This is a genomic window from Bacillus sp. F19 (assembly GCA_023823795.1).
GTDB lineage: Bacteria > Bacillota > Bacilli > Bacillales > Bacillaceae > Bacillus_P.
On the sequence record CP085710.1, the window covers coordinates 2,703,486 to 2,724,271 of the forward strand.

Annotated in this window: 19 protein-coding genes and 4 pseudogenes; 5 read left to right on the top strand and 18 right to left on the bottom strand. The window is 40.1% G+C overall.

From position 1 onward, the window contains the following. Positions 1-66: 66 nt before the first annotated feature. The 3 genes from LIT25_13780 to LIT25_13790 form a co-directional block, all read right to left on the bottom strand. Positions 67-276 (bottom strand): cold-shock protein, encoded by a 210-nt coding sequence (locus tag LIT25_13780; GenBank protein ID USK31743.1) that lies wholly within the window; start codon positions 274-276, stop codon positions 67-69. A 283-nt stretch (positions 277-559) separates the two neighbouring features. Beyond that, positions 560-1,672, bottom strand: coding sequence for a GHKL domain-containing protein (locus LIT25_13785; protein USK31744.1), 1,113 nt, complete (start codon positions 1,670-1,672; stop codon positions 560-562). Further along, positions 1,647-2,339: a cobalamin-dependent protein gene (locus tag LIT25_13790; GenBank protein USK31745.1), complete on the bottom strand. Its 693-nt coding sequence runs from the start codon at positions 2,337-2,339 to the stop codon at positions 1,647-1,649. Before LIT25_13790 ends, LIT25_13785 begins: the two co-directional genes overlap by 26 nt. A 232-nt stretch (positions 2,340-2,571) precedes the next feature. On the opposite strand from LIT25_13790, the gene LIT25_13795 reads away from it, so the two are divergent. After that, positions 2,572-3,744 carry a DHHA1 domain-containing protein gene (locus LIT25_13795; GenBank protein USK31746.1) on the top strand — a complete coding sequence of 391 codons (1,173 nt, stop codon included), beginning with the start codon at positions 2,572-2,574 and terminating at the stop codon, positions 3,742-3,744. A 37-nt stretch (positions 3,745-3,781) separates the two neighbouring features. Here LIT25_13795 and LIT25_13800 read toward each other — a convergent pair whose 3' ends face one another. The 7 genes and pseudogenes from LIT25_13800 to LIT25_13830 form a co-directional block, all read right to left on the bottom strand. Then, a complete protein-coding gene (locus LIT25_13800; GenBank protein USK36279.1) occupies positions 3,782-3,967 on the bottom strand; it encodes an SDR family oxidoreductase in 186 nt (61 codons plus the stop codon). 392 nt (positions 3,968-4,359) lie between these two features. Next, on the bottom strand, positions 4,360-5,208 hold the full coding sequence (locus LIT25_13805; GenBank protein ID USK31747.1) for a GNAT family N-acetyltransferase: 849 nt from the start codon (positions 5,206-5,208) through the stop codon (positions 4,360-4,362). Between the two features lie 87 nt (positions 5,209-5,295). Then, a complete protein-coding gene (locus LIT25_13810) occupies positions 5,296-5,445 on the bottom strand; it encodes a hypothetical protein (GenBank protein USK31748.1) in 150 nt (49 codons plus the stop codon). Next, positions 5,442-5,612 carry a hypothetical protein gene (locus LIT25_13815; protein USK36280.1) on the bottom strand — a complete coding sequence of 57 codons (171 nt, stop codon included), beginning with the start codon at positions 5,610-5,612 and terminating at the stop codon, positions 5,442-5,444. Before LIT25_13815 ends, LIT25_13810 begins: the two co-directional genes overlap by 4 nt. A 34-nt stretch (positions 5,613-5,646) precedes the next feature. Continuing rightward, positions 5,647-6,135 carry a YhcN/YlaJ family sporulation lipoprotein gene (locus LIT25_13820; GenBank protein USK31749.1) on the bottom strand — a complete coding sequence of 163 codons (489 nt, stop codon included), beginning with the start codon at positions 6,133-6,135 and terminating at the stop codon, positions 5,647-5,649. A 581-nt stretch (positions 6,136-6,716) separates the two neighbouring features. Then, positions 6,717-7,503 (bottom strand): annotated as a pseudogene (locus tag LIT25_13825) (glucose-1-dehydrogenase). 12 nt (positions 7,504-7,515) lie between these two features. Further along, positions 7,516-8,367 (bottom strand): GRP family sugar transporter, encoded by an 852-nt coding sequence (locus LIT25_13830; protein ID USK36281.1) that lies wholly within the window; start codon positions 8,365-8,367, stop codon positions 7,516-7,518. A gap of 259 nt (positions 8,368-8,626) precedes the next feature. Here LIT25_13830 and LIT25_13835 point away from each other — a divergent pair, with 259 nt between their 5' ends. Continuing rightward, entirely contained in the window at positions 8,627-8,833 is a 207-nt protein-coding gene (locus LIT25_13835; protein ID USK31750.1) for a hypothetical protein, read from the top strand. Position 8,834: 1 nt separating this feature from the next. Here the strand turns inward: LIT25_13835 and LIT25_13840 are convergent, their stop codons facing one another. Beyond that, the gene (locus LIT25_13840; GenBank protein USK31751.1) at positions 8,835-9,011 is read right to left on the bottom strand and encodes a hypothetical protein; all 177 of its coding nucleotides are present in this window, start codon (positions 9,009-9,011) and stop codon (positions 8,835-8,837) included. A 518-nt stretch (positions 9,012-9,529) separates the two neighbouring features. Between LIT25_13840 and LIT25_13845 the strand changes: the two genes are divergently transcribed. Next, a complete protein-coding gene (locus LIT25_13845) occupies positions 9,530-11,017 on the top strand; it encodes an aldehyde dehydrogenase family protein (protein USK31752.1) in 1,488 nt (495 codons plus the stop codon). A 76-nt stretch (positions 11,018-11,093) separates the two neighbouring features. On the opposite strand, the gene LIT25_13850 is transcribed toward LIT25_13845, so the two are convergent. Next, positions 11,094-11,297: a DUF6501 family protein gene (locus tag LIT25_13850; GenBank protein USK31753.1), complete on the bottom strand. Its 204-nt coding sequence runs from the start codon at positions 11,295-11,297 to the stop codon at positions 11,094-11,096. 128 nt (positions 11,298-11,425) lie between these two features. Here LIT25_13850 and LIT25_13855 point away from each other — a divergent pair. After that, positions 11,426-12,886 (top strand): annotated as a pseudogene (locus tag LIT25_13855) (hypothetical protein). Positions 12,887-12,900: 14 nt separating this feature from the next. Here LIT25_13855 and LIT25_13860 read toward each other — a convergent pair. From LIT25_13860 to LIT25_13880, 5 genes and pseudogenes are all read right to left on the bottom strand, one after another. Continuing rightward, the gene (locus tag LIT25_13860) at positions 12,901-14,058 is read right to left on the bottom strand and encodes a GNAT family N-acetyltransferase (GenBank protein ID USK31754.1); all 1,158 of its coding nucleotides are present in this window, start codon (positions 14,056-14,058) and stop codon (positions 12,901-12,903) included. A gap of 69 nt (positions 14,059-14,127) precedes the next feature. Then, positions 14,128-14,916 (bottom strand): annotated as a pseudogene (locus LIT25_13865) (SDR family oxidoreductase). Beyond that, the gene (locus tag LIT25_13870; GenBank protein USK31755.1) at positions 14,913-16,700 is read right to left on the bottom strand and encodes a S9 family peptidase; all 1,788 of its coding nucleotides are present in this window, start codon (positions 16,698-16,700) and stop codon (positions 14,913-14,915) included. Before LIT25_13870 ends, LIT25_13865 begins: the two are co-directional and overlap by 4 nt. 177 nt (positions 16,701-16,877) lie before the next feature. After that, entirely contained in the window at positions 16,878-17,660 is a 783-nt protein-coding gene (locus tag LIT25_13875) for an STAS domain-containing protein (protein ID USK31756.1), read from the bottom strand. Between the two features lie 68 nt (positions 17,661-17,728). Further along, the gene (locus tag LIT25_13880) at positions 17,729-18,772 is read right to left on the bottom strand and encodes a C45 family autoproteolytic acyltransferase/hydrolase (protein ID USK31757.1); all 1,044 of its coding nucleotides are present in this window, start codon (positions 18,770-18,772) and stop codon (positions 17,729-17,731) included. A gap of 134 nt (positions 18,773-18,906) precedes the next feature. On the opposite strand from LIT25_13880, the pseudogene LIT25_13885 reads away from it, so the two are divergent. Beyond that, positions 18,907-19,986, top strand: a pseudogene (locus LIT25_13885) (NADH-dependent flavin oxidoreductase). A gap of 289 nt (positions 19,987-20,275) precedes the next feature. On the opposite strand, the gene LIT25_13890 reads toward LIT25_13885, so the two are convergent. Next, a complete protein-coding gene (locus tag LIT25_13890) occupies positions 20,276-20,773 on the bottom strand; it encodes an SRPBCC domain-containing protein (protein ID USK31758.1) in 498 nt (165 codons plus the stop codon). Positions 20,774-20,786: the final 13 nt, after the last annotated feature.

The following is a 20,786-nucleotide window of genomic DNA, read 5'->3' on the forward strand; positions in this document are numbered from 1 at the left end:
TCCTTTCTCTATAGATCACATCCAGAAAAAGACTCAAGGCTGCCGGCTAAATCGGCAGCCTTTGTTCTATTTACTGAAAGGATTATAGTCCATTTTTATCTGCGGCAGCTCACGCACTTCTTCTGTCATCTGACTTCCGCACATCGGGCAGGACAGATCTTCCGTTGAAAAATCTTTTCTCATCCAGCCATTACAAGCTTCCGATTCACAAGCGTATACTGTTGTGTCTTCAATAATTGTAACGGGTTCTTCAGCACCCTTTTTCGCAAAGTACATGAGCATAACTCCTTTTTTTATATAGTATACGCTTTTCAAACAAAAAATATTTATGTCATTTTTCTTTTTTCAATTGGAATCGAAACTTCATAAAATATGTCTTTGAAATCGTATTCTCATTCGTGTATCAAAGCAGTTTGATTCATTATCTACTATTCAATCGTTTGATGTTTTTCAGGATACTTATCATTTTCAGCTTCTTTTTTAGTAGTATTTATGCAATAATTAATACTAATTAAGTCGTACAAAAAAGCCGGATGAATGATTCAATCCGGCTTTAGCACTATATATGAATAGGCATTGAAATGCTGAAGGCTGACCCTAGACCTTCTTCACTTGCAACTTCAATTCTGCCATTATTCGACTTAACGATGTCAAAACAAACAGCAAGACCTATGCCTGTTCCTTGTTCCTTGGTTGTGAAGAATGGTTTAAAGAGAGAATCTACCGTCTCCTTTCCCATTCCTATTCCATTGTCTGTAATCTGAATAACAACATGGCGGTCTTCTATTCTGGTTGTAATTGCAATCATTCCATTATCTTTTTGATGACTGATTTGAATGGCTTCCATAGCATTTTTAACAATATTCAGGAGCACTTGTTTCATTTGCTTGACATCAACCGTAACCATTAAGTCAGGGTCATTAACCGTGTAAGTCAGCTCACAATTTGATAGTATAGCTTCACTTTTACAAATCAGAATAATGTCATTTATCAGGTTTCGAAGCAAAATGGGCTGTCTGTCTTTGTTCTGCTCTTTGGAGTTATCTAAAAACTCATAGATGATATCGTTTGCACGATTTAATTCTTCTAATGCAACATCAGCATAATGGCCTTTTCCGATTTCGATTAAGTGAGGCTTTAGCAGCTGCAGAAAACCCTTTACGCTTGTAAGCGGATTACTGATTTCATGTGCAATGCTTGCGGCAAATTGTCCAACCGTTGCCAGGCTGTCCTGCTTTATGGCAATCTCCTTCATCTGCTGGAGCGATTTCTCGAGCTGCTCCTGCTTTTCAAGCAAATTAAGGTTAGCATAAAGCAAATCATCTTCAAGCGTTTTAACAGCCTGGTAGATTTGATCAGCACTTTCTTCTTTATCAATGCAAAAGATATGAATAAAGTTTTTGCCCTCATATTGAATATAGACATCAAATAATGTCATCGGATTTGATTTCGTTTTTAAATTCAGTTCAATTTTTGTAATGGACGGCGTGTCCAAAATGAACTTAGCTGCTTTTTTCTTGCTTCCAATTCCTACTATATCGAGGAAATGGCTTTCCTCATCAAAGATATTAAACGTGCATTTTGAAACTGATACGATCTTAAGCTTTCGATCGACCAGAAAATAAGGAAATGGTATTTTGTCATATTTACTTGCGATTAATTGCATTTCCATGGCGATCATTCCTTGAGTTAGATTTTTCAATCCAGCTGCCGAGCTGATCAATATTTTGAATCACCACGGTGTTGGGCGGGCAGTAATAATCGAGATCAAAATCGTTTGTCAGTTTCCCTGCGAGCATAATCGTCGGAGAATAATTCAGTTTTTGCAATTCATCCATATAGTAAAAAACAGTCGGGATGTTGCAGATGACACTAGTGGAGAAAGCAATCACATCCGGCTTCCATTTCTCTGCATACTGACAAATATGATCCATTGAAACATTTGACTCAATACAGCTTGCTTCCCAGCCATATTCTTTAAATAAGAAAGAAGTCATCATCATTCCTATCGTATGTTCTTCGTTTCTCATAGAAAGCAGCATAACACGCGGTTTCATTGTTGCTTGCGATTGTATATTAGGTTCTTTATGTAATTGTTCCACTTTTAAATAGTAATAACTGGCGATCATAGATTTGCAGACAGCCGCTGCTACATGTTCATCCGCCACAGTCGCACGGTTCATTTCCCACAATTCTCCTACATTGTCCATGGTATCTGATAGAAATCCATACACTTGAGTACTGGTGGTATCTTCTTCAATCATACTGTTTAAGTAGTTCCATGAAAGACTGTGTTCGCCATCGATAAACAATTGACTCAACTCTTTAACGGGATTCATAGAAATCACCAACCAATCGTTTTCATCTTCTCATCTGCCTAAAAACAGCTGTCAAGAGAGAATATACGGTAAATGGCATTATAGTTTAAGGGTAACACATAACTAGACAACTAGAAACAAATATTCGTTCGCAATAGTATATTTCATAAATCTTTACATACTGCCTCTCTCTTATGAGAAAAGACAGAGTTTGATACAATAAATAAGAGAAGATTTGGAAAGGATGCTTTAAATGAATGAGAAATTATTTTATACCTCCCCTAAAACTTTTGAGTGGAAAACAGCGGTTACGGGCACAGAAGAACGCAACGGGTTAAAGCTGTTAAAATTAAAGGAAACCGCTTTTTATCCCGAAGGCGGCGGACAGCCTGCTGATCATGGCTGGATTGAATCTATTTCAATTGAAGGCCTGCTAGAAGACGGAGAAGAAATCTATCATATCGTCTCTCGCTTTCCATCTGAAAAAGAAGTCACTTGTAAAGTAAACAGCAAACGGAGAATCGATCATATGCAGCATCATTCAGGTCAGCACCTCTTATCTGCTGTCTGCCTTGAATTATTTGATTATCAAACAGAAAGCTTCCACTTAGGAGCTGACACGGTAACAATTGATTTAAGGACGCCTCAATTAACCTCTGAGCAAATGAAGCTCATAGAGAGGAAAAGCAATCAATATATCTTTGAAAATAGAAAAATACATACGTTTTTCGCTGAAGAAAATAAATTGCGTGATTTACCGCTGAGAAAACTGCCTGATGTTAAAGAAAAGATCCGGATTGTTCAAATAGAAGGAATTGATACGTCTGCCTGCTGCGGCACCCATGTTGAGCGCACGGGTGAAATCGGAATGCTTAAGCTTATTAAGACCGAAAAACAGAAAGGTATGATCCGTCTTCATTTTAAATGCGGTTTCCGTGCTCTATCGGATTATCAAAACATGCAAGAAACCGTTCAATTTGCAGGACAGTTTTTCCAAACGTCCGCGAATGAAATTTCGGCAAGATTAAAGGCATTGGATCAGGAAACAAAGCTGATTCAAAAAGAAGCAGAGCAGCTGAGAGCAGAAAATGCAGCTTTTACTGCAGAAAAAATGGAACTTGAACAAAATGGTTTGTTGGGTCATGGGCTGTTTGAAAAGAAAACTACAAAAGAGCTGCAATTGATTGCCTCCCGTTTACTAGAAAACGGAAAAAAATATGCTCTTCTGGCATCAATCAGCGAAAATTATGTTCTTTTCTCACAGAAAGGCACTGTTCATGCTGGCACCTTATTTAAAACCAATCTTGCTGACTTCGATGGAAAAGGCGGAGGCAGCGAAAAGCAGGCCCAGGCGAAATTTTTTACTAACTCCGAAACAGAGCGCTTCTTTTTACAAATAAAAGAAAAAATAGACCAGCTTATATAAGCGGTCTATTTTTTAAATGCCAAATGTATTCCGCCCTTTACTGAAATAGATTGGCCTGTATGTAATCAGAATCTTCAGAAGCAAGGTAAGCGACTGTCCTCGCAATGTCTTCAGCAGTCCCCATGTGCTGCAGCGGAATGCTTGATTGATAAGCTTTTTGCCTGCTTTTAAAGATTTTTTTATTGTTGCCATATGATGTTTCTAAACAGTTAAAGGATGATATTCTTCCCTAATATAATCACAATTGGTAAATGATACAAATTTAACCTCCATATCTTTATTTCTTAACAAAGCGTTCTAATGAAGGCTTCACTTCTTCTTAACGAAAGTACAAAAATACCAGCCTCCTTCACGAATGATGGGTTTTAAGTCTTTCATTTTCATATTGGATTGGTCCGCTATCGAAGAAAGCTCCTGTTTTGTAGGTAAAGCATAAAGATTATCAAATGCAGTAAAGAAACTATTAAATACACTTGAAAACTGCTTACCGTGCTTATGTTTCCTTATCGGAGTATTGATGGATATCACCCCGCATCCCGATGAATCCCAAATTGAATGGCTGGCTTTCTCATAACAAGGCAAATAAAAAACGCTTTCCTAAAGAAAGCGCCTGTTTTACGAAGAAAAACTAATCATGATCGAATCTTGAATCGGCTGATACCCTATTTTTTGATAAATGCTGTTTGATGTTGGATTAGAGAGGTCAGTATAGAGCGTGCAAAAGGAAAAATCTTTTAACAAGTGCTCGCTAAGCACAGCAACGCAGCTGCTTGCGTACCCATTACCCCTTAATTCATCTGGAGTATAGACGAGCGAAACGCAAATTCCATTTTTCGTGGTCCTTGATTTCTTTGCCATTGATACAGGTTTGCCTTCGGCCATCCAAAGGAAGACTGATTTCTCTGAAATAAACTGCTTCATTCTTCCTGCCGCCTGCAGTGCTGTAATTGGAGGCTCGTTTGTATAATTCATAAAATCCACCATCCATTCTGTTAGGAGGGGAAGATGGGCTAGTTCTGCCAAAACAAATTTGCCGTCACTGCGTTTTTGCCTAGTCACTTCATGAAGACGATAAATCTTTTGTTCCATTACAATTTCAGCTCTGTCCTCTGTTTCGATCGACCATATTTTCGCGAATGCCTCTGTCCATTTCCGTTCTCCTACCACACCAGGTATATGTAAACCTTTCTTAACTAGTGCGCGGACTGTTTCAAGTAGAATTGTCTCAGTCATTCCATCCTCATTAAAAGACAGGATCAGATTATGCGGAGGTGTCATCAGCATCGTTAGTGCTAGCTCTCCGTCTTTAACCACCGCAGCGGTATATACATCTGAAGCAGGAATCGTCCGTTTGAAAGCTCCTATAAGTCCTAGCATAAGGTTATTTTCTGCTTCTTTTTTCAATAGAAAAGGTTCCGCTAATTCAATAAATCGACTTCTATCTGTGTATTCTGTCAGTTTCATCTGATTTCACCTCTGCTATATAATTAGCTTTCAGCTTTAGAAATTCCTTTGCAAATAAAATAAAAAACTCCGGCTTTTTTGCCGGAGTTAAAAGGCTGGAAATCTGAAAAATTTCTGAACGGCATAGATCGCACGCTTAATAAATGGCATGTCATCTCTGTACTTTTCGAAATCCAAGGTGTAATCAGCACCGTCATTTTTCCATAGTTTGATAAAATAACCTTCTACTTCCTTCATGACTGGAGTTCTTCTTCGACCGGCCGATTTGGAAGACCGATTTTCTCCTGACCGAAAGCATTTTGATTCGGATCAAGAATCATTTTGATTTCTGCACCGCGATTAGACGCGGCAACGAGGGAATCAATGACTTTTCGATCTGCGAGGTAAAACATACCAATCCAGATTTCATCGCCTTACTCTGTATTTGTTTGCTTCTGACTATTTCGCTTGAGGAAAAACACGCTTTATCATTTCGCTAAATTCATCTGCAAGTCCGGCAACCGGCTCTCCGCCGCGGATTTTATCTCCATAATCTTTCATACGGTCAAAAAAGTCCGGGTTTTCAGAGACGTATACATTGTTAAGATCCCTGTCCGTTGATCTGACTTGATCTGCTACCTTGTCCTTGACTTCATTTGAAAGCTTCCCTTTAGGATCTCCTTCCAGCACCACGGCTGCATACGCATTATTGTTTGTTACGATGACGTTTGCATATTTTATTTCCTCTAAATCAGCCACCTTTTTTGCGGCATCATCCGCTACATCCATTTGGTTTTGCTCATTTGTTTGTTCATCATACGTGACATTTTTCAGCTCATTGTTATTGATATTATCGTTTTCACGGGCATTGTTATCCATTCCGCATCCTGCACTTATCATGAGGGAAAGGACAATGCCCGCTCCAGTTAACAGCTTTCCTTTTTGCATAACTTAATTCCTCCATTCATTTCATTGCCATTATTTTTTGCTGAAATGAAGGATTTATGCAAAAAAAGAATGTTTTTCTTTCTTCAATCACATTTTCATATTCCGTCACGTCACGTCTCGCCATGTTAAAACAAACCCAGTATCCTCATTAAGATGATTCTTTAATCGATCAACGGCGATTTGAGCAGTGAAGCGGTTAAATAGTTTGATCTGCGCACTATGCGGAAAAGGTTCGCTGGTGAGGATTTTCTGCTCTCGTTCATATATCCCATAAATCCTTCAGGACCTTCCATTCCAACGTACAGTCCAACCTTTTCTAATATCTGTCTTGCCTTATTATTAAACCAGATTATATGAAAATCATTATCACAAAATATGAGCCCTTCTCCAATGCTGTTCAGCAGCGCGTAAACGTTTATATTCTCTAAAATGGAGGTTTTATTATCAAGTTCAGTCTTCCCCCTAAGGCGTTCTTACATATATAAATTATAAACATTTCTTACTTTTGGAAAGGATAAAATACCTGGAATGAAAAAAGCACAGAAAACCCGCAGGTCCATTGCGGCTGCTGGTTTTCGCTTTTAGCCTTTACCGGCCTGAAAGCTTGGATATTTCGTCATTCCGCCATCTGCATACAGGGTAATTCCCGTTACATAGCTTGCCTCTGATGATGCAAGCCACGCTACGCATGCAGCAATCTCTTCAGGCTTTCCGATATACCCCATCGGGATAAGGTCAATGACATCTTTTTTTGCTTCAGGATCTGCAAACTTCTCTGCATTGATTGGAAGTATCAATGGCTCCCGGTGCGATATTATTTACGCGAATTCCTGAAGAAGCGTACTCGAGTGCAAGCGTTTCAGTCAGCAGCTTGATTCCGCCTTTGCTTGCAGCATAATGGGCGAAGTGAGGCCAGGGAATCTGCTGATGAACAGACGACATGTTAATAACAGTACCTTTAATATTATTGTCGAGCATATGTTTTATCGCTTCTCTGCTTCCCAAAAATGCACCGGTTAAATTGGTCTGAATGACTTTATTCCAGTTATCAAGTGAAAGCTCCTCGGTCGGGATTTCAGCCTGAATACCTGCGTTGTTCACCATCACATCAAGCGTCCCGTAGGTTTTAACAGCAAACTGAACGATCCCTTTTACATCGTGCTCTTGTGAAACATCTCCCTGTATTTTTGAAGCCTCTCCGCCATTTGCTTTTATTTCATCAATGACCAGATCCGGTTTGTCATCCTCTGTTAAATAATTGACGACTACCTTTGCCCCTTCTTCAGCAAAGCGCTGAGCAATGGCTTTTCCTAGACCAGAAGAAGCCCCTGTTACAGCAACAACTTTCCCTTTTAAACTTGGATACATGTTTAATTCCTCCTATCGTTTTGTATAACCGAGTAAGACTCCGCCTGCGATAATCAATACACAGCCGATTATGACAAAAATAATTTGTTTTTTTGTTTTCTTTTCGCCAAGCAGAAAAATTCCGCCGAGTGTCGAAATGATGATTCCGGTCTGCGAAAGAGAGAAGCTTGTGGCAACTCCTATTTTCTGAAGAGAGAGAAGCAGTCCCAAATTTCCCGCTGCCCACATTAACCCTGTTAAGATATTGCGAAGTGCAAATTTATCAAAAGGCTTATGTCTCGCAGTTAAAGCTGCAGCAGCTGCAACCATCCCGATTGCCTGTGGCAAAATAGCTGCCCAGCCGTTAATTTCAAAATATCTGATGATAATGACATATCCTATGTACCCTAATGAAGAAATAAATAAAATCAGTAATCCTTTTTTGAGGCTTTTGCCTGCATCTTTATCGTCTTTTTGCCCGATTGAAGTAAAAACAACACCGCCAATAATTAATAGAATGGCGATGATTCCAAGAATGACCGTCATTTTCGTATCCCATTCTTTAAATAGAAGAACACCGAATAGAGTTGTGCCCATCAGCTGCATACCTGTTGAAATAGGCACTGTTTTAGAGACGCCAATGTATTTGACGCTTGCGAGCTGATTTAATTGTCCAACGGTCCAGAAGATACCTGATACAATCCCGATTGACCAGACCAGAGGGGTTAAATCAGGGTTTGAAAAAAAGAACATGACAAGGGAGAATAAAAATGCTCCAATGGTAATGCCGAGTGTCTGACTGTAAGCATTTCCTCCAAGCTTTACACTGACAAGCACAAGGCTTCCCCAGGCAACAGCAGGAATTAATGCAAGAAGTATACCGATCATGATGATTTCCTTTCCATGTATGTAGTATGAGTATCCATTTACAGCATGCATCAAAAATAAGAGCAGGTGAATTAAGCAGGTCAGTGTTAAAAAAAGAGCCTGCTGCACTTCTTAAATTTATGGTTTCCTGCTAATTGAAAAATTAACACGCTTCGTCATGAATCTCCTACACCTTTCCACTAAAACAAAAGCATAAACTTTAATGTTTAGAAAATGAGTATTTTCTTCATACTGATAGCTGGAAAGGATGATCATAATGGAAGAAATTTTTAAGGAATCCGGAGCTGGAGATTTTTTTCAGAGGCATCGTTATCCGCTTGAGATGTCAGGAATACTGGATTCGATCAGTGAGGGACAGCTGCAGAGCTTCTTAGAGAGGTTTGAATGTGATACATTTGAAAATTTTGTTTATTTTCTCACCCTGTTTCTGTCTATCCAAGAAAAAAACAGGCACCTTGTCTAATTCAGGGGATGCCTGACCCATTTATCGCTCTTTCCATAAACTCAGCAAACATGATCATATCCTGATTGGACGGTTTCAGCCATGGATCTGTCTGCTTCTTAGTATACGATTTCAAATAAAAATTAACTGCGGCGCGATGCGGTTCAGGAAGATTCTCTTGACCCCATTCTCCTCCCACTTTTTTTGTATAATCCTTTGAAAAATAAAACTCATAAGGAGTTGGAGAGTCAAAATGATGAATGCTGTATTCTCTTATGACGCTGAACTCAAGTCCCTTTAGCCTGCAACTCGGATTTTAATGACTTGAGCCGATTTAATAGCATCCGTTTCTCCTCTATTTTCATTGAACTCTTCATTACAGTCAGAATATCCACTCGCTTGCCACTTTATTGAATCCATTCATCGCAAGATATCCATGAAGATAGATTCCAGATAAGTTCTTTTTGCAAATTTTTTTATAAGCTTAATAAGCTCGTTCAACAATCATTTCATTTCTATCACTTCAGCAAGTCCCAATCTGCCATATTCATATTTTAAAAGATATCAAAGACTTATATATTGTAAATTATGAATTTTTAGTATATTATTTTTAGTGTAATCGCTTACAATATAGTATCGTAATTGGCAGTCCGTCTGCCCGTCTTCAGCATGATTTCTACATATTTTTTCACCACTACCATTTAGGAGGCTGATTTTATGAGTCAAGCTACGTTAAAAGTTGGAGAAAAGCTGGAGAAATTTCTGCAGGGAAAGAAAAAGCTGTTTATCAATGGTGAATTTGTAGAGAGTGTTTCTAAAAAGACGTTTAACACTCCAAACCCTGCCACAGGCGAAACACTTGCATCCGTTTATGAAGGCGATAAGGCTGATATCGATCTTGCTGTAAAGGCTGCAAGAAGAGCATTTGATGCAGGTCCATGGTCTAAAATGAGCGCTGCTGAACGAAGCAGACTGATGTACAAGCTTGCTGATTTAATGGAAGCGAATAAAGAAGAGCTTGCTCAGCTTGAAACGCTTGATAATGGCAAACCGATTAATGAAACAACAAATGCTGATGTACCATTGGCAATTGAACATATGAGATATTATGCAGGCTGGTCAACCAAAATTGTCGGACAAACCATTCCGGTGAGCGGGCAATTTTTCAATTACACAAGACATGAAGCCCTTGGTGTAGTTGGACAGATTATTCCTTGGAACTTCCCTCTTCTAATGGCGATGTGGAAATTGGGAGCTGCACTTGCGACTGGATGTACAGTCGTGCTAAAACCGGCTGAGCAAACGCCTCTTTCCGCTTTATACTTAGCTGAGCTGATTGCAGAAGCAGGGTTCCCTGAAGGAGTCGTCAACATCGTTCCGGGCTTCGGCGAAACAGCCGGAGATGCACTTGTTATGCATCCTGATGTGGACAAAATTGCATTCACAGGTTCTACACCTGTAGGGAAAATGATCATGGAGAAAGCATCAAAAACACTGAAGCGCGTAACACTTGAGCTTGGCGGCAAGTCGCCTAACATCATTCTTCCTGACGCAGATCTCTCTGCTGCAGTTCCGGGTGCTCTAACTGGAGTTATGTTTAACCAAGGTCAAGTATGCTGTGCAGGATCACGCGTTTTCATCCAAAAGAAGCATTATGATAACGTTGTGGCCGACATGGTTTCCCATGCAAAAAATATCCGCCAGGGTGCAGGTATTGAGCCGGAAACTCAAATTGGGCCTCTTGTATCGGATGAACAGCAAAACCGCGTTCTGAATTATATCCAAAAAGGTGTAGAAGAAGGCGCTGAAATCTTAACTGGCGGCGGATCTCCATCTGAAAACGGCTACTTCGTCTCACCTACCATTTTCTCGGCAGTTAAAGATGAAATGACCATTGCAAGAGAAGAAATTTTCGGCCCGGTTATTGCTGCCATGCCATATGATGACCTGGATGAAGTCATTAACCGTGCAAATCAAAGTGAATTTGGTCTTGCTGCAGGATTATGGACACGGGATATTGCCAATGCCCATTATGTAGCAAGCAAATTAAAAGCTGGAACCGTCTGGGTCAACTGCTACAACGCATTTGATGCTGCTTCGCCGTTCGGCGGCTACAAGCAATCCGGACTTGGACGTGAAATGGGATCCTATGCATTGTCTAACTATACAGAAGTTAAGAGTGTTTGGATTAACCTTCAGCGTTAAAAGAAAAGCGGAACTGCCTGGTTAACGCGTGCAGGCAAAAAGCCATCTGATCAAAATCAGATGGCTTTTTTATCGTTTACTTCTCTTCAAAATAATCCTTGTAGAACCCGCTCACTTTTCCATTGTTATCAATGACAAAATAAAACTCTTCTGTTTCGTTTTTCACTTCATATGTATTTCCGGCTGTTAAAACTCGGTTTACCATGTATTTTTCTGCATTTGTATGTTTGCATGTTACCACTTTAATTGTCTCTTTGTTCAGCCATTCTTGATGAATCATTTCAGCATTCTCCTTTGTGCATTTTGACCTTATTATACTATATAAACCATGTGCGGAACACCGTTACTGTGATAACACCCCCTTTTCGTGAATAGATTGAAAAAGATGAGGTGAATTCAGTGATTTCAATGAACATTTTAAACGAACAAATCCAAAAGATGACAGATGAGCTCAGACAGCTGCAAAAAAGTGATGGTTCATGGCGCTTTTGCTTTGAAGGCGGGCCAATGATGGATGCATTTATGATTATTCTTCTTCGTTCTCTGAAATATAATGATGAAGATTTAATTAAAAATCTGTCAAATCGGCTGATAAATCTGCAGACAGATGAAGGCACATGGAAACTTTACGAAGATGAAAAAGAAGGCAATTTAACATCAACTGTTCAGGCTTATACAGCCCTGCTTTTCTCAGGATTATATAAAAAATCAGACTCCGCGCTGATACGGGCAGAATCTTATATTATCTCTCAAGGCGGACTCGCTAATGTTCATTTCATGACAAAATGGTTCCTGGCAGTAAACGGAATTTATCCATGGCCTAAGTATTTTCGCTTTCCGCTTGCCTATTTGCTGCTGCCACCCGGTTCCCCGCTCAGCATGTATCAATTGAGTTCCTACGCAAGAATCCATTTTATGCCGATGATTCTTGCGATGAATAAACGATATATTCACAGTACTCCCCATTCTATAAATCTATCGCATTTACATGTTTCAAAACCAAGATCCATTGATTGGCTGTCGTTTTCAGACAGCCATCGCACAAAGACAGTTTTTTCATTGAAATTCTTCGGTCCTTTTTTTCTTTTCCATCTTATGTTCAAAGAGCCGGTGAGAACGCTGCTGAAAAATATATGCTCCAGAGGATCGAATCAGATGGAACACTTTTCAGCTATGCCAGCGCCACATTTTTTATGATTTACGCCCCTTCTCGCGCTCGGGTATAAAGAAAACTCAGCTCAAATCATGCAGGCAGTTTCAGGATTGAAATCAATCATCTATCAGGATAACAAGATAATCACACTGGAAAATTCCACTTCAACAGTTTGGGATACTGCCCTTCTAAGCTATAGCCTGCAAAAAGCTGGTGTACCTTATAAAGATTCACTAATTATGAATGCTGCTTCCTATTTGCTATTACGGCAGCATACGAAAATGGCGGACTGGAGCATTCATAATTCAGCTTCATCTCCCGGTGGCTGGGGTTTTTCAAACATCAATACCAATCATCCTGACAACGATGACACAGCTGCTGTTCTGCGTGCTATTACTCAGCCATCCGCTAGAGATTCCTTATATTTTGAAGCGTGGAATAAAGGGTCATCTTGGCTTTTGACAATGCAAAATCGTGACGGGGGTTTTGGTGCATTCGAGAAAAATGTCAATAATCCTATATTTGCTTCCATCCCTCTTGAAAATGCCAAAGACGCAGTGATACAAAGAGGCATAAAGCGCCTAATGCAGCCTTTCGATGAAAAAAGCTCTGTATATCCTACAGGAATCGGGCTTCCGAAGCAATTCTATATTCATTATCACAGCTACAATAAGATTTTCCCGCTGCTGGCTTTGAGTCATTATAGGAATCTGTGATAACTCTTTCCTTATTAAAAGAAGTCATAAAAGAAAGCTTTTCTTGAGGGAATAAGCGTTTCTATTCCTTTTATTGCTTCTTCCCCGCCTTCAATATGACCGATTTCATATAAATCAGCAGGCCGTTTGTAACCAAACAGCATCACAGACAGAGTATTAATATCAAGCGACAGTCCCTCAGATTCTGATCCGATCACTTTAGTGACTTCTTTGTTCTTAATCTTATACGTTCCAGCATTCCAAGGAGCATGCTGATCTTTTAAATGAATGACAAGTTCAGAAACCTCTTCTGACCATTTGAAATCATAATTCTTTAATAAGCTTTCGGCATCAACGATCCTCACCATAAAATAAGGAGTCACTTCCGCTTTAATTCTCGGTTCATTGAGCGAAAAAAATAACGGGTCGCTATCGTATGTAGCGATCTCAAGTTCTTTAATCATTGAGTCATGCTGGCAGATGAAATTCCATAGCCCATTTCTTGAGTCAGTTGTTAGCGGAACAAACTCCTCAACTGTCATTTTAGCTTTTTTCACTTCATAGAGCAAATAACCCTTAGCTTCTCCAGCTTCATTATAATAGACAGCTGCAGTAAGTTCATCATAAATGGACGCCTGCCACCAAGATGTTTCACGGACGAGCATGCCTGAGAATTGCTTGGCATATTGATTATATATTTCTTCGATTTGAGAAGAATGCTCGTCCTTTTGAAAGCGTCTGATTTTCCCTTGCACTTGCTTTTTCATGACAAGGTCTTCTGATTTTAATGAAGCTTTTAATTGGCTGCTGAACAGCTCCCAGCCGAATTTTCTGTAAAATGGCACGGAAAATGGGTGCAGCATGGAAACACTGTAGCCTTCTTTTCTCATGTATTCTAGAAGAAAGGTGATCATTTCTTTCACATACCCGCTTCGGCGGTACTCCGGATAAGTGGCAACACCGGCAATACCGCCCATTTTCCATTTTGTTTCACCAAGGTATACCTCAAGAGGCAGCAAGTGAAGCTTAGCTGCCATCTCTTCCCCTTCCAGAATACCGAATAATTCGTGATGCTTCTCCATTGTCTTCAATCTTTTTTCAATGTTTTCCTCAGGAACTTTATATTGAAACGCATATTCGGATAGTTTCAATGCTTCACGATATCGGTCTTTCGTTAGCTTGATTACTGTCATATGTATCCCTTCCTTTTTAACATTTACGCTTTATATGAAAATTTTTTCATTTCGGTATTTTTTTTACATTCAGGTCCTTAAAAATCCGCCCTCAGAGTGAATCGTCTGCCCTGTAATCCATTCACCGGCATCACTTGCAAGAAACGCAACAAGACGGGCAGCATCTTCAGGCTGCCCAATTCGATTCATTGGAAATTTCTCAATAAGCACGGTTTTTAAATCAGCTGACATCCACCCTGTATCTGTAGGACCGGGATTCACTGCATTCACGGTAATGCCTTTGTTGCTCAACTTCAGCTGCAAGTGTTTTGGTCATATCCGGTATGCATGCTTTTGTCGCCGCATATGCCAGCTCGAGAGGCATGGGTCCTTGCGATTGTCCGGAAGTCATGTAAATGATTCTTCCGCCTTTTGCATATTGAAATCTTTTTGCAAATTCGGCACTTAACATAAAGGGCGCCCGCACATTTACAAAATAGTGATGATCGAGATTTTCAGCTGTTATCGTCTCAAAATTATTTTCAGTTGAGTATGCTGCATTATTAATAAGGATGGATGGTTCTCCAAGCGTTTTCTCCACTTGGTCAAATAAGATGGGGATCGATTCTGTTTTTGATAAATCCAGTTCTATTTTTGCAGAACGCACTCCAGTTTCTCTAATGAGTAACTCAAGAATTTCAGTCTCTTGATTATCAGATTCATAAGGCTGCTCAGCATCATACGGCCGGTAGTAAGTAAAGAAGATATCCGTTCCCGCTTTAGCAAGCTCGGGCAGATTGCTGCCCCAATTCCTTTAAGCCTGCTCGCTCCTGTCACGATGGCAATTTTCCTGTTTTTCAACTGTTCACCTTCTTTTATAAATACTGATTGAAAAAATCAGCGATTGCGCGATAAACGAGGATTTCATTCTCTTTTTTTGAAAAGCCGTGTCCCTCGTTTTCTAATACCATGTAGTCTACTTTCCGGCCCTTTTGTCTTAGGGCTTCAACAATTTTATCAGATTCTGCTTTTACAACCCGTGGATCGTTGGCACCCTGAATCACGAGCATCGGTTTTGTCATTCCATCTATATGTGTAATGGGTGAAAATTCAATCAGTTTTTCGCGGTCGCGCACAGGATTACCAACCCACTGGTCCATAACAGGCTTCCAAAAATCCGGCACACTGTTGATAAACGAGAAAAGATCGCTCGGTCCAAAAATATCGACAACCGCTTTGAAGTATTCCGAATGGCGTCCATGAAGAAGAAGGGCCATATAACCTCCAAAGCTTCCTCCCATTAAGAAAATCTTCTCTTTATCGGCAATTCCCTTTTCTATTAACCAGTCAATTCCAGCAACCATATCGTGGCGGGGTCCATTCCCCCATTCTCCCTCTACCATTTTCATGAAAGAAAGACCATAACGGGCTGATCCTCTGAAATTAGGAGTGAAAATACTGTAGCCGCTGTTCAGCAAATATTGAAAAAGAGCCCTGAACGAGTTTGTTTCAGCAGCCTGCGGACCGCCGTGAGGCCAGATAATCATATGTCCGTTGCATGTTTCAGAATGAGATCTGTAAAGGGAAGCTTCTAACTCCAATCCGTCAAACGACGCATATGTAACGGTTTCCGGTTCAACTAAATCTTCAGGTCTCATACCTGTAACCCCATGATTCGTGATTTGCTTCCAGCTGTGTGAAGGCGTTCTGCTGAAAATATTTAATGGAATTGTCGCAGATTGTCCAAGAATAAACAGCTCTCCCTCATCTGTCACTTCGATTTTGTTTACCCGGTCAACAGGAATCTCGATGACTTCTGACGAATTGTCTGCTAAATCATAGGAAACCAATTCATCTTTAACCCCTTTTGCCGCTATCACATAAATCTTCTGCAGAGTTTCATCAAATTTTAGAGTACTTGCATCTTTCCCTTTCAGTTCAAGTACTTTTGAAAACTCCCGCTTTTGCAAATCAAATTTTGCTAAATAGGAAAAATCAGATTCATAGTTTGTAATAAAATAGATTTCCTGCTCAGAAATGTAAACAGGATCGCTTTGAGTAAATTGCTGATCACTTTCAGGGGTAGCCAAGACATCTTCTCCGTCTATTTTCACTAGCAGCAAGGAGGAAGTATTGCCATAATCTTTTGAATACACAAAGCTTTTTTCTTCAGGGGAAACAGCCATTAAATAGACAGCCGTATCCGTCCCCTCAATAAGCTTTTCTTCTGTTTCAGCTGAAAGGTCATACCGATATGCTGCAAGATAGGTATCGTGGCCATTTTTAGTAGATGTATAATACAAGGCATCTCCATTTTTCGAGAAAAATGGGAACATGTGACGCTCTCCTTTTTCATACCGCACCGGAACCTGAGAACCGCCTTTTGGAGAAAGCGCATAAAGCTGAGATTTTTCATCTCCGTCCTGATCAAAACCTGCCAGGATAAACTTCGATTTCTTGTTATAGAGAAGACTGCCGCATGCTTGATTAATGGTTGTTAACTGGTAAGGATACTGGTTTGGCAAATCCATTGCCCATAAGTTATAATGTCCGCCGATGTTTGTGCTGAACACCAATTGTTTTTTATCTGGAGAAACCGTAAAATCCTGAATCGTAAGCACCTTTAAAAACTGCTCGACATCCGGCTTTTGAAACGTAATCATGTATAACACCCCTTTTTTACTGATTCTCTTATCCTATTCTACAGAAATAGGAAATTCCCTGTTCTTGCAGTTAAAAAAGATAGGTATCCCCCAATGATACAGCTAGTGTCTAAGAGTTTTTACCTAAATATAAGACATAATAATATTATGTTAACTTATTTCACAAAAAAAACAGCGTCATGAACGCTGTTCTTTCTGATCCTTCATCGTTACAAACTGAATACCTGTATGAAGATTAGAGAAGGTTTGAATATTATCTATCGATATGCCGAGGTTTATCAGGGTTTGTGCAATTTCCGGGCGAATGCCGACAATGATGCAGCTGGCGCCTAGCAATTGGACGGCTTCCGCTGCCTGAATCAGATGGTTTGCAACGAATGTATCGACAACCGGGACGCCGGTAATATCTATAAATATATGATTGCATTTGTAGTGTTCGACGCCGATCAGGAGATTTTCCCTTATCACCTTTGCCCTGTCATCATTAATGTTGCCAATCAGAGGCAGGATACATATGCTTGTCGAGATTGGAATCATTGGAGCCGTCAGTTCTTTTACAATATGCTGCTGTTTGCGGAATTCAGTATTCCAAGAACTTGAACAATCACTCACTAAATCTGCAATAATGGGATCGAACCAACTGTCCACGCTCTCATATAAGTCATTCACCCGGATTGCTGAATTTTCATCTGAGAGAGCAATTTCAATGAGAGACCTTCTGAATTCCTGAATGGATTTAACTAGATATGTTAATGAATCATCCTGTATAAAAAATCTCTCGTACCAATCTCTCAAATAATCGGCAGACTTTTCATCCGATCTGCTGATGATGCTGAAAATCATATCAAATAATTTTTGCTTTTCAACTGAATCTATAAATTGCGGACTTTCGACTCTGTTCTCCCATCTCTCATAAAGAAGGCGTTCATTCTGGTTCATCATGTCTATTACTTGCTGCATATACACTCCCCCAACTTTCTTTCCTCTCTACCCTCTACCCTATGGAGACCCGGAGTCAAACGTTTTCTTTAAAAAGGAAGTTCTATATTTGTTTCAAGAGTTCCTCGAATTTTTTTCAAATAGCTGTCTTTTCCTTTTAGCCATTCTTTAAATGAAAAGACAAGCGGCTGAGTGTCTCCTCCAACTCCGATCAGAACCTGAAGGGATTTTGGAATATACACAGCAGTATGAAGGGTTCCGGCCCAATTATGATATTCTTTTTTGAAAATCACACTGCTTCTGCTGTTAAAAAAAGTAAAAGCTTCCGATGCTGTAAAATCTTTTCGGAAGGCTTCTGAAAGCTGTTCCTTCCTGGTATGTGTTTCCACTAAATGATGACGGTTTTCCACCAGTTTAGAAGGACTCTCAAAATGATTTGTGCAAGCCAATTGATGACTCGACGTGATAGATACTCCCTTGCTGGATGCTTCTGCTATGGCTGCATTTCCAGCTGCATCATAAATAGAATAATTAAATGCATGTCGATGTGGAATCTCTCTTAATTTCGCTACGGCTTCTTCTGTCGTTTTGCAAGTATCCAGGATAAATCTTGCAATGCTGCAGCAAATAAAACCGTCTCCGGCTTTTAGCCTGTTAACGAAATGATAGCCTATGACAAGGCCTTTTTCATTCATGCCGTCAATCCGACCAATCATCCTTGCTGCAAACCCAATGCTCGCGTACCCATTTTCAGGCTGCCAAATCAAAAATCGTCCTTCGTATGTTTTAGGATGGTAGTCGTAGTTTCTTGCATAATAGCCGTTTTGCATAAGGGCACTGCACCCTGACTTTTTCCAATCTGCCTGATACCCGCTATATTCATGAACAACATCCTCAAGCGGCCAGTTAAGTCCTGCAGACAAGCCCTCCAGCTCCTGCCATAGTCCTGGAGCGAATCGTTCATAAAGTCTATGAGCCGTTTTCAGGACTGATTGATAAGATTTGTTTGATTTTATTCTTCTTTTTCGATGATTTTGAAAGAGTTTAGTATCTTTATGTATTTTTCCCTGTTTTACACCAAGGTCATAGTAGCTGCCTCGTCCCTGTATGACTTCTGCTTCAATTTTCATCATCTCTTTCACGCTCCATACCTTCTATGATGAATGATTTGCAGCGATAAAACAAATTCTAATGAGCATATTTAATGAAACTTTGAAATCAAGAAAGTATTATGTAGATGAATACATGAATACGGAGGTCGAGAATTATGAATTCAAAGTATCTGCCGATATTACAGCCATTTGATTTTAAAAACGGTATTCAATTAAAAAACCGGATTGTGATGGCTCCCCAATGACGAACTTTTCATCAAATGAAGACGGAACAGTAACAGAAGCAGAAACTGCTTATTATAGCCGCCGTTCAAGCGGAGTTGGAATGGTGATTACTGCATGTGCCTATGTTACGCCAAGCGGTAAAGGATTCCCTGGCGAATTTGGAAGTGATTCTGATGATATGATTCCATCATTGAGAAAGCTTGCATCATCTATTAAGGATAAAGGGGCAAAAGCCATTCTCCAGATTTTTCACGGAGGAATAATGGTTCCTGAAGAACTAGTGCCGGATGGAGATGTAGTCAGTGCAAGTGCACGAAGAAAAAAACAGCATTATTAATGACTTTGGAGAATCAGCCCGCCGTGCCATTGAAGCTGGCTTTGACGGTGTTGAAATACATGGTGCTAATGGATATTTAATTCAGCAATTCGTCTCTCCTCATTCAAATCGCCGTGAAGACGAGTTTGGAGGAAGCATTGAAAACAGGCTTGCTTTCCCTCTTGCAATCGTTGACGAAGTGAAAAAAACCGTTGCTCATTATGGTACAGAAGAATTTCTAGTGGGCTACCGTTTCTCTCCTGAGGAGCCGGAAACACCTGGAATTACGATGGAAGATACATTAGCGCTTGTTGATGCGCTTACTGAAAAAGACTTGGATTATCTGCATATCTCACTGATGGAATATTGGTCAGCTCCAAGACGGGGTATTGATGACACCCGCTCTCGCCTCGAAATTATTCAAGAACGTGTTGCCGGCAAGGTACCGCTGATTGGCGTTGGGTCTATTTATACACCAGATGATGCCATAAAAGCGATGAGTACTGGAGTGCCGCTGATTGCCCTCGGACGGGAATTAATCATCGATCCAGATTGGGTGAAGAAAATTTCCGAAGGCCGGGAACATGAAATTGAGACTGAACTTGATAAAACTGCCCAGTCCCGACTGGTCGTACCTGATCCTTTATGGCAGGCGATTATTCATGCACCTGGCTGGTTCCCTGTTAAAGTCTGAAGATAAAAAGAAAATACATCGCTGATTAATGGGTTCTGTTGAAAGGTGCTAAACGTTAAATAACACTCCCTATAACCTATTAATTAGCATAGGTGAATAGCAGGACTTTGTTGCTCAGCAAAGCCCTGCTATTCATTTTGTGCTGGATAAAAAGAAGGGAACTCTACTTGAAGTCCCCGCAGTTGTTCTATCAAAATCCTTATTCTGGAAAGATCCGGCACTTGTCAATTGTGCCCGTTTTCCATAACTCGAGGTTCGCTGAAACGACTTTTGAGTGCTCAAACGATCATTATCCTTTATAACTGATTTTTCCTGTCTCAACTAATTCCTTAAGGCCCATAAACATTAAATTCCAGCCATGTTCAGATCCATCATGATACTCTCCAAGAGCTTTTTCGATATCAGATTTTGTCCAATTTTCTTCGTGAGGAACGTTGATGTTTTGTGAAAATGTCATTTCACATCCTTGTTGCAGTTCTCTAAGCTCGACTGTTATCGTATCTTCTGATTCGCTAAACTGCGGCATTTTAAAAGTAAACACTAATTTTTTGGGTGGATCAATTTCAAGGTATTCCCCGATCGCCCGATAATCTTTTCCGCCTCGATGGTCAATAATTTCCCAAGTGCCTCCTACTTGAGGGTCATTTGTTGCCGCCTTATTTGTCCCTTCCAATGTAAAGAACCATTTTCTCATCATTTCAGGGTTCAGCCATGCATCAAAAACTCTTTCTGGTTCAACATCAAAATTTCTTGTCATTTTTAAAGTAGTTGTAGAATAGTTTTTCATCTTAATACTCCTT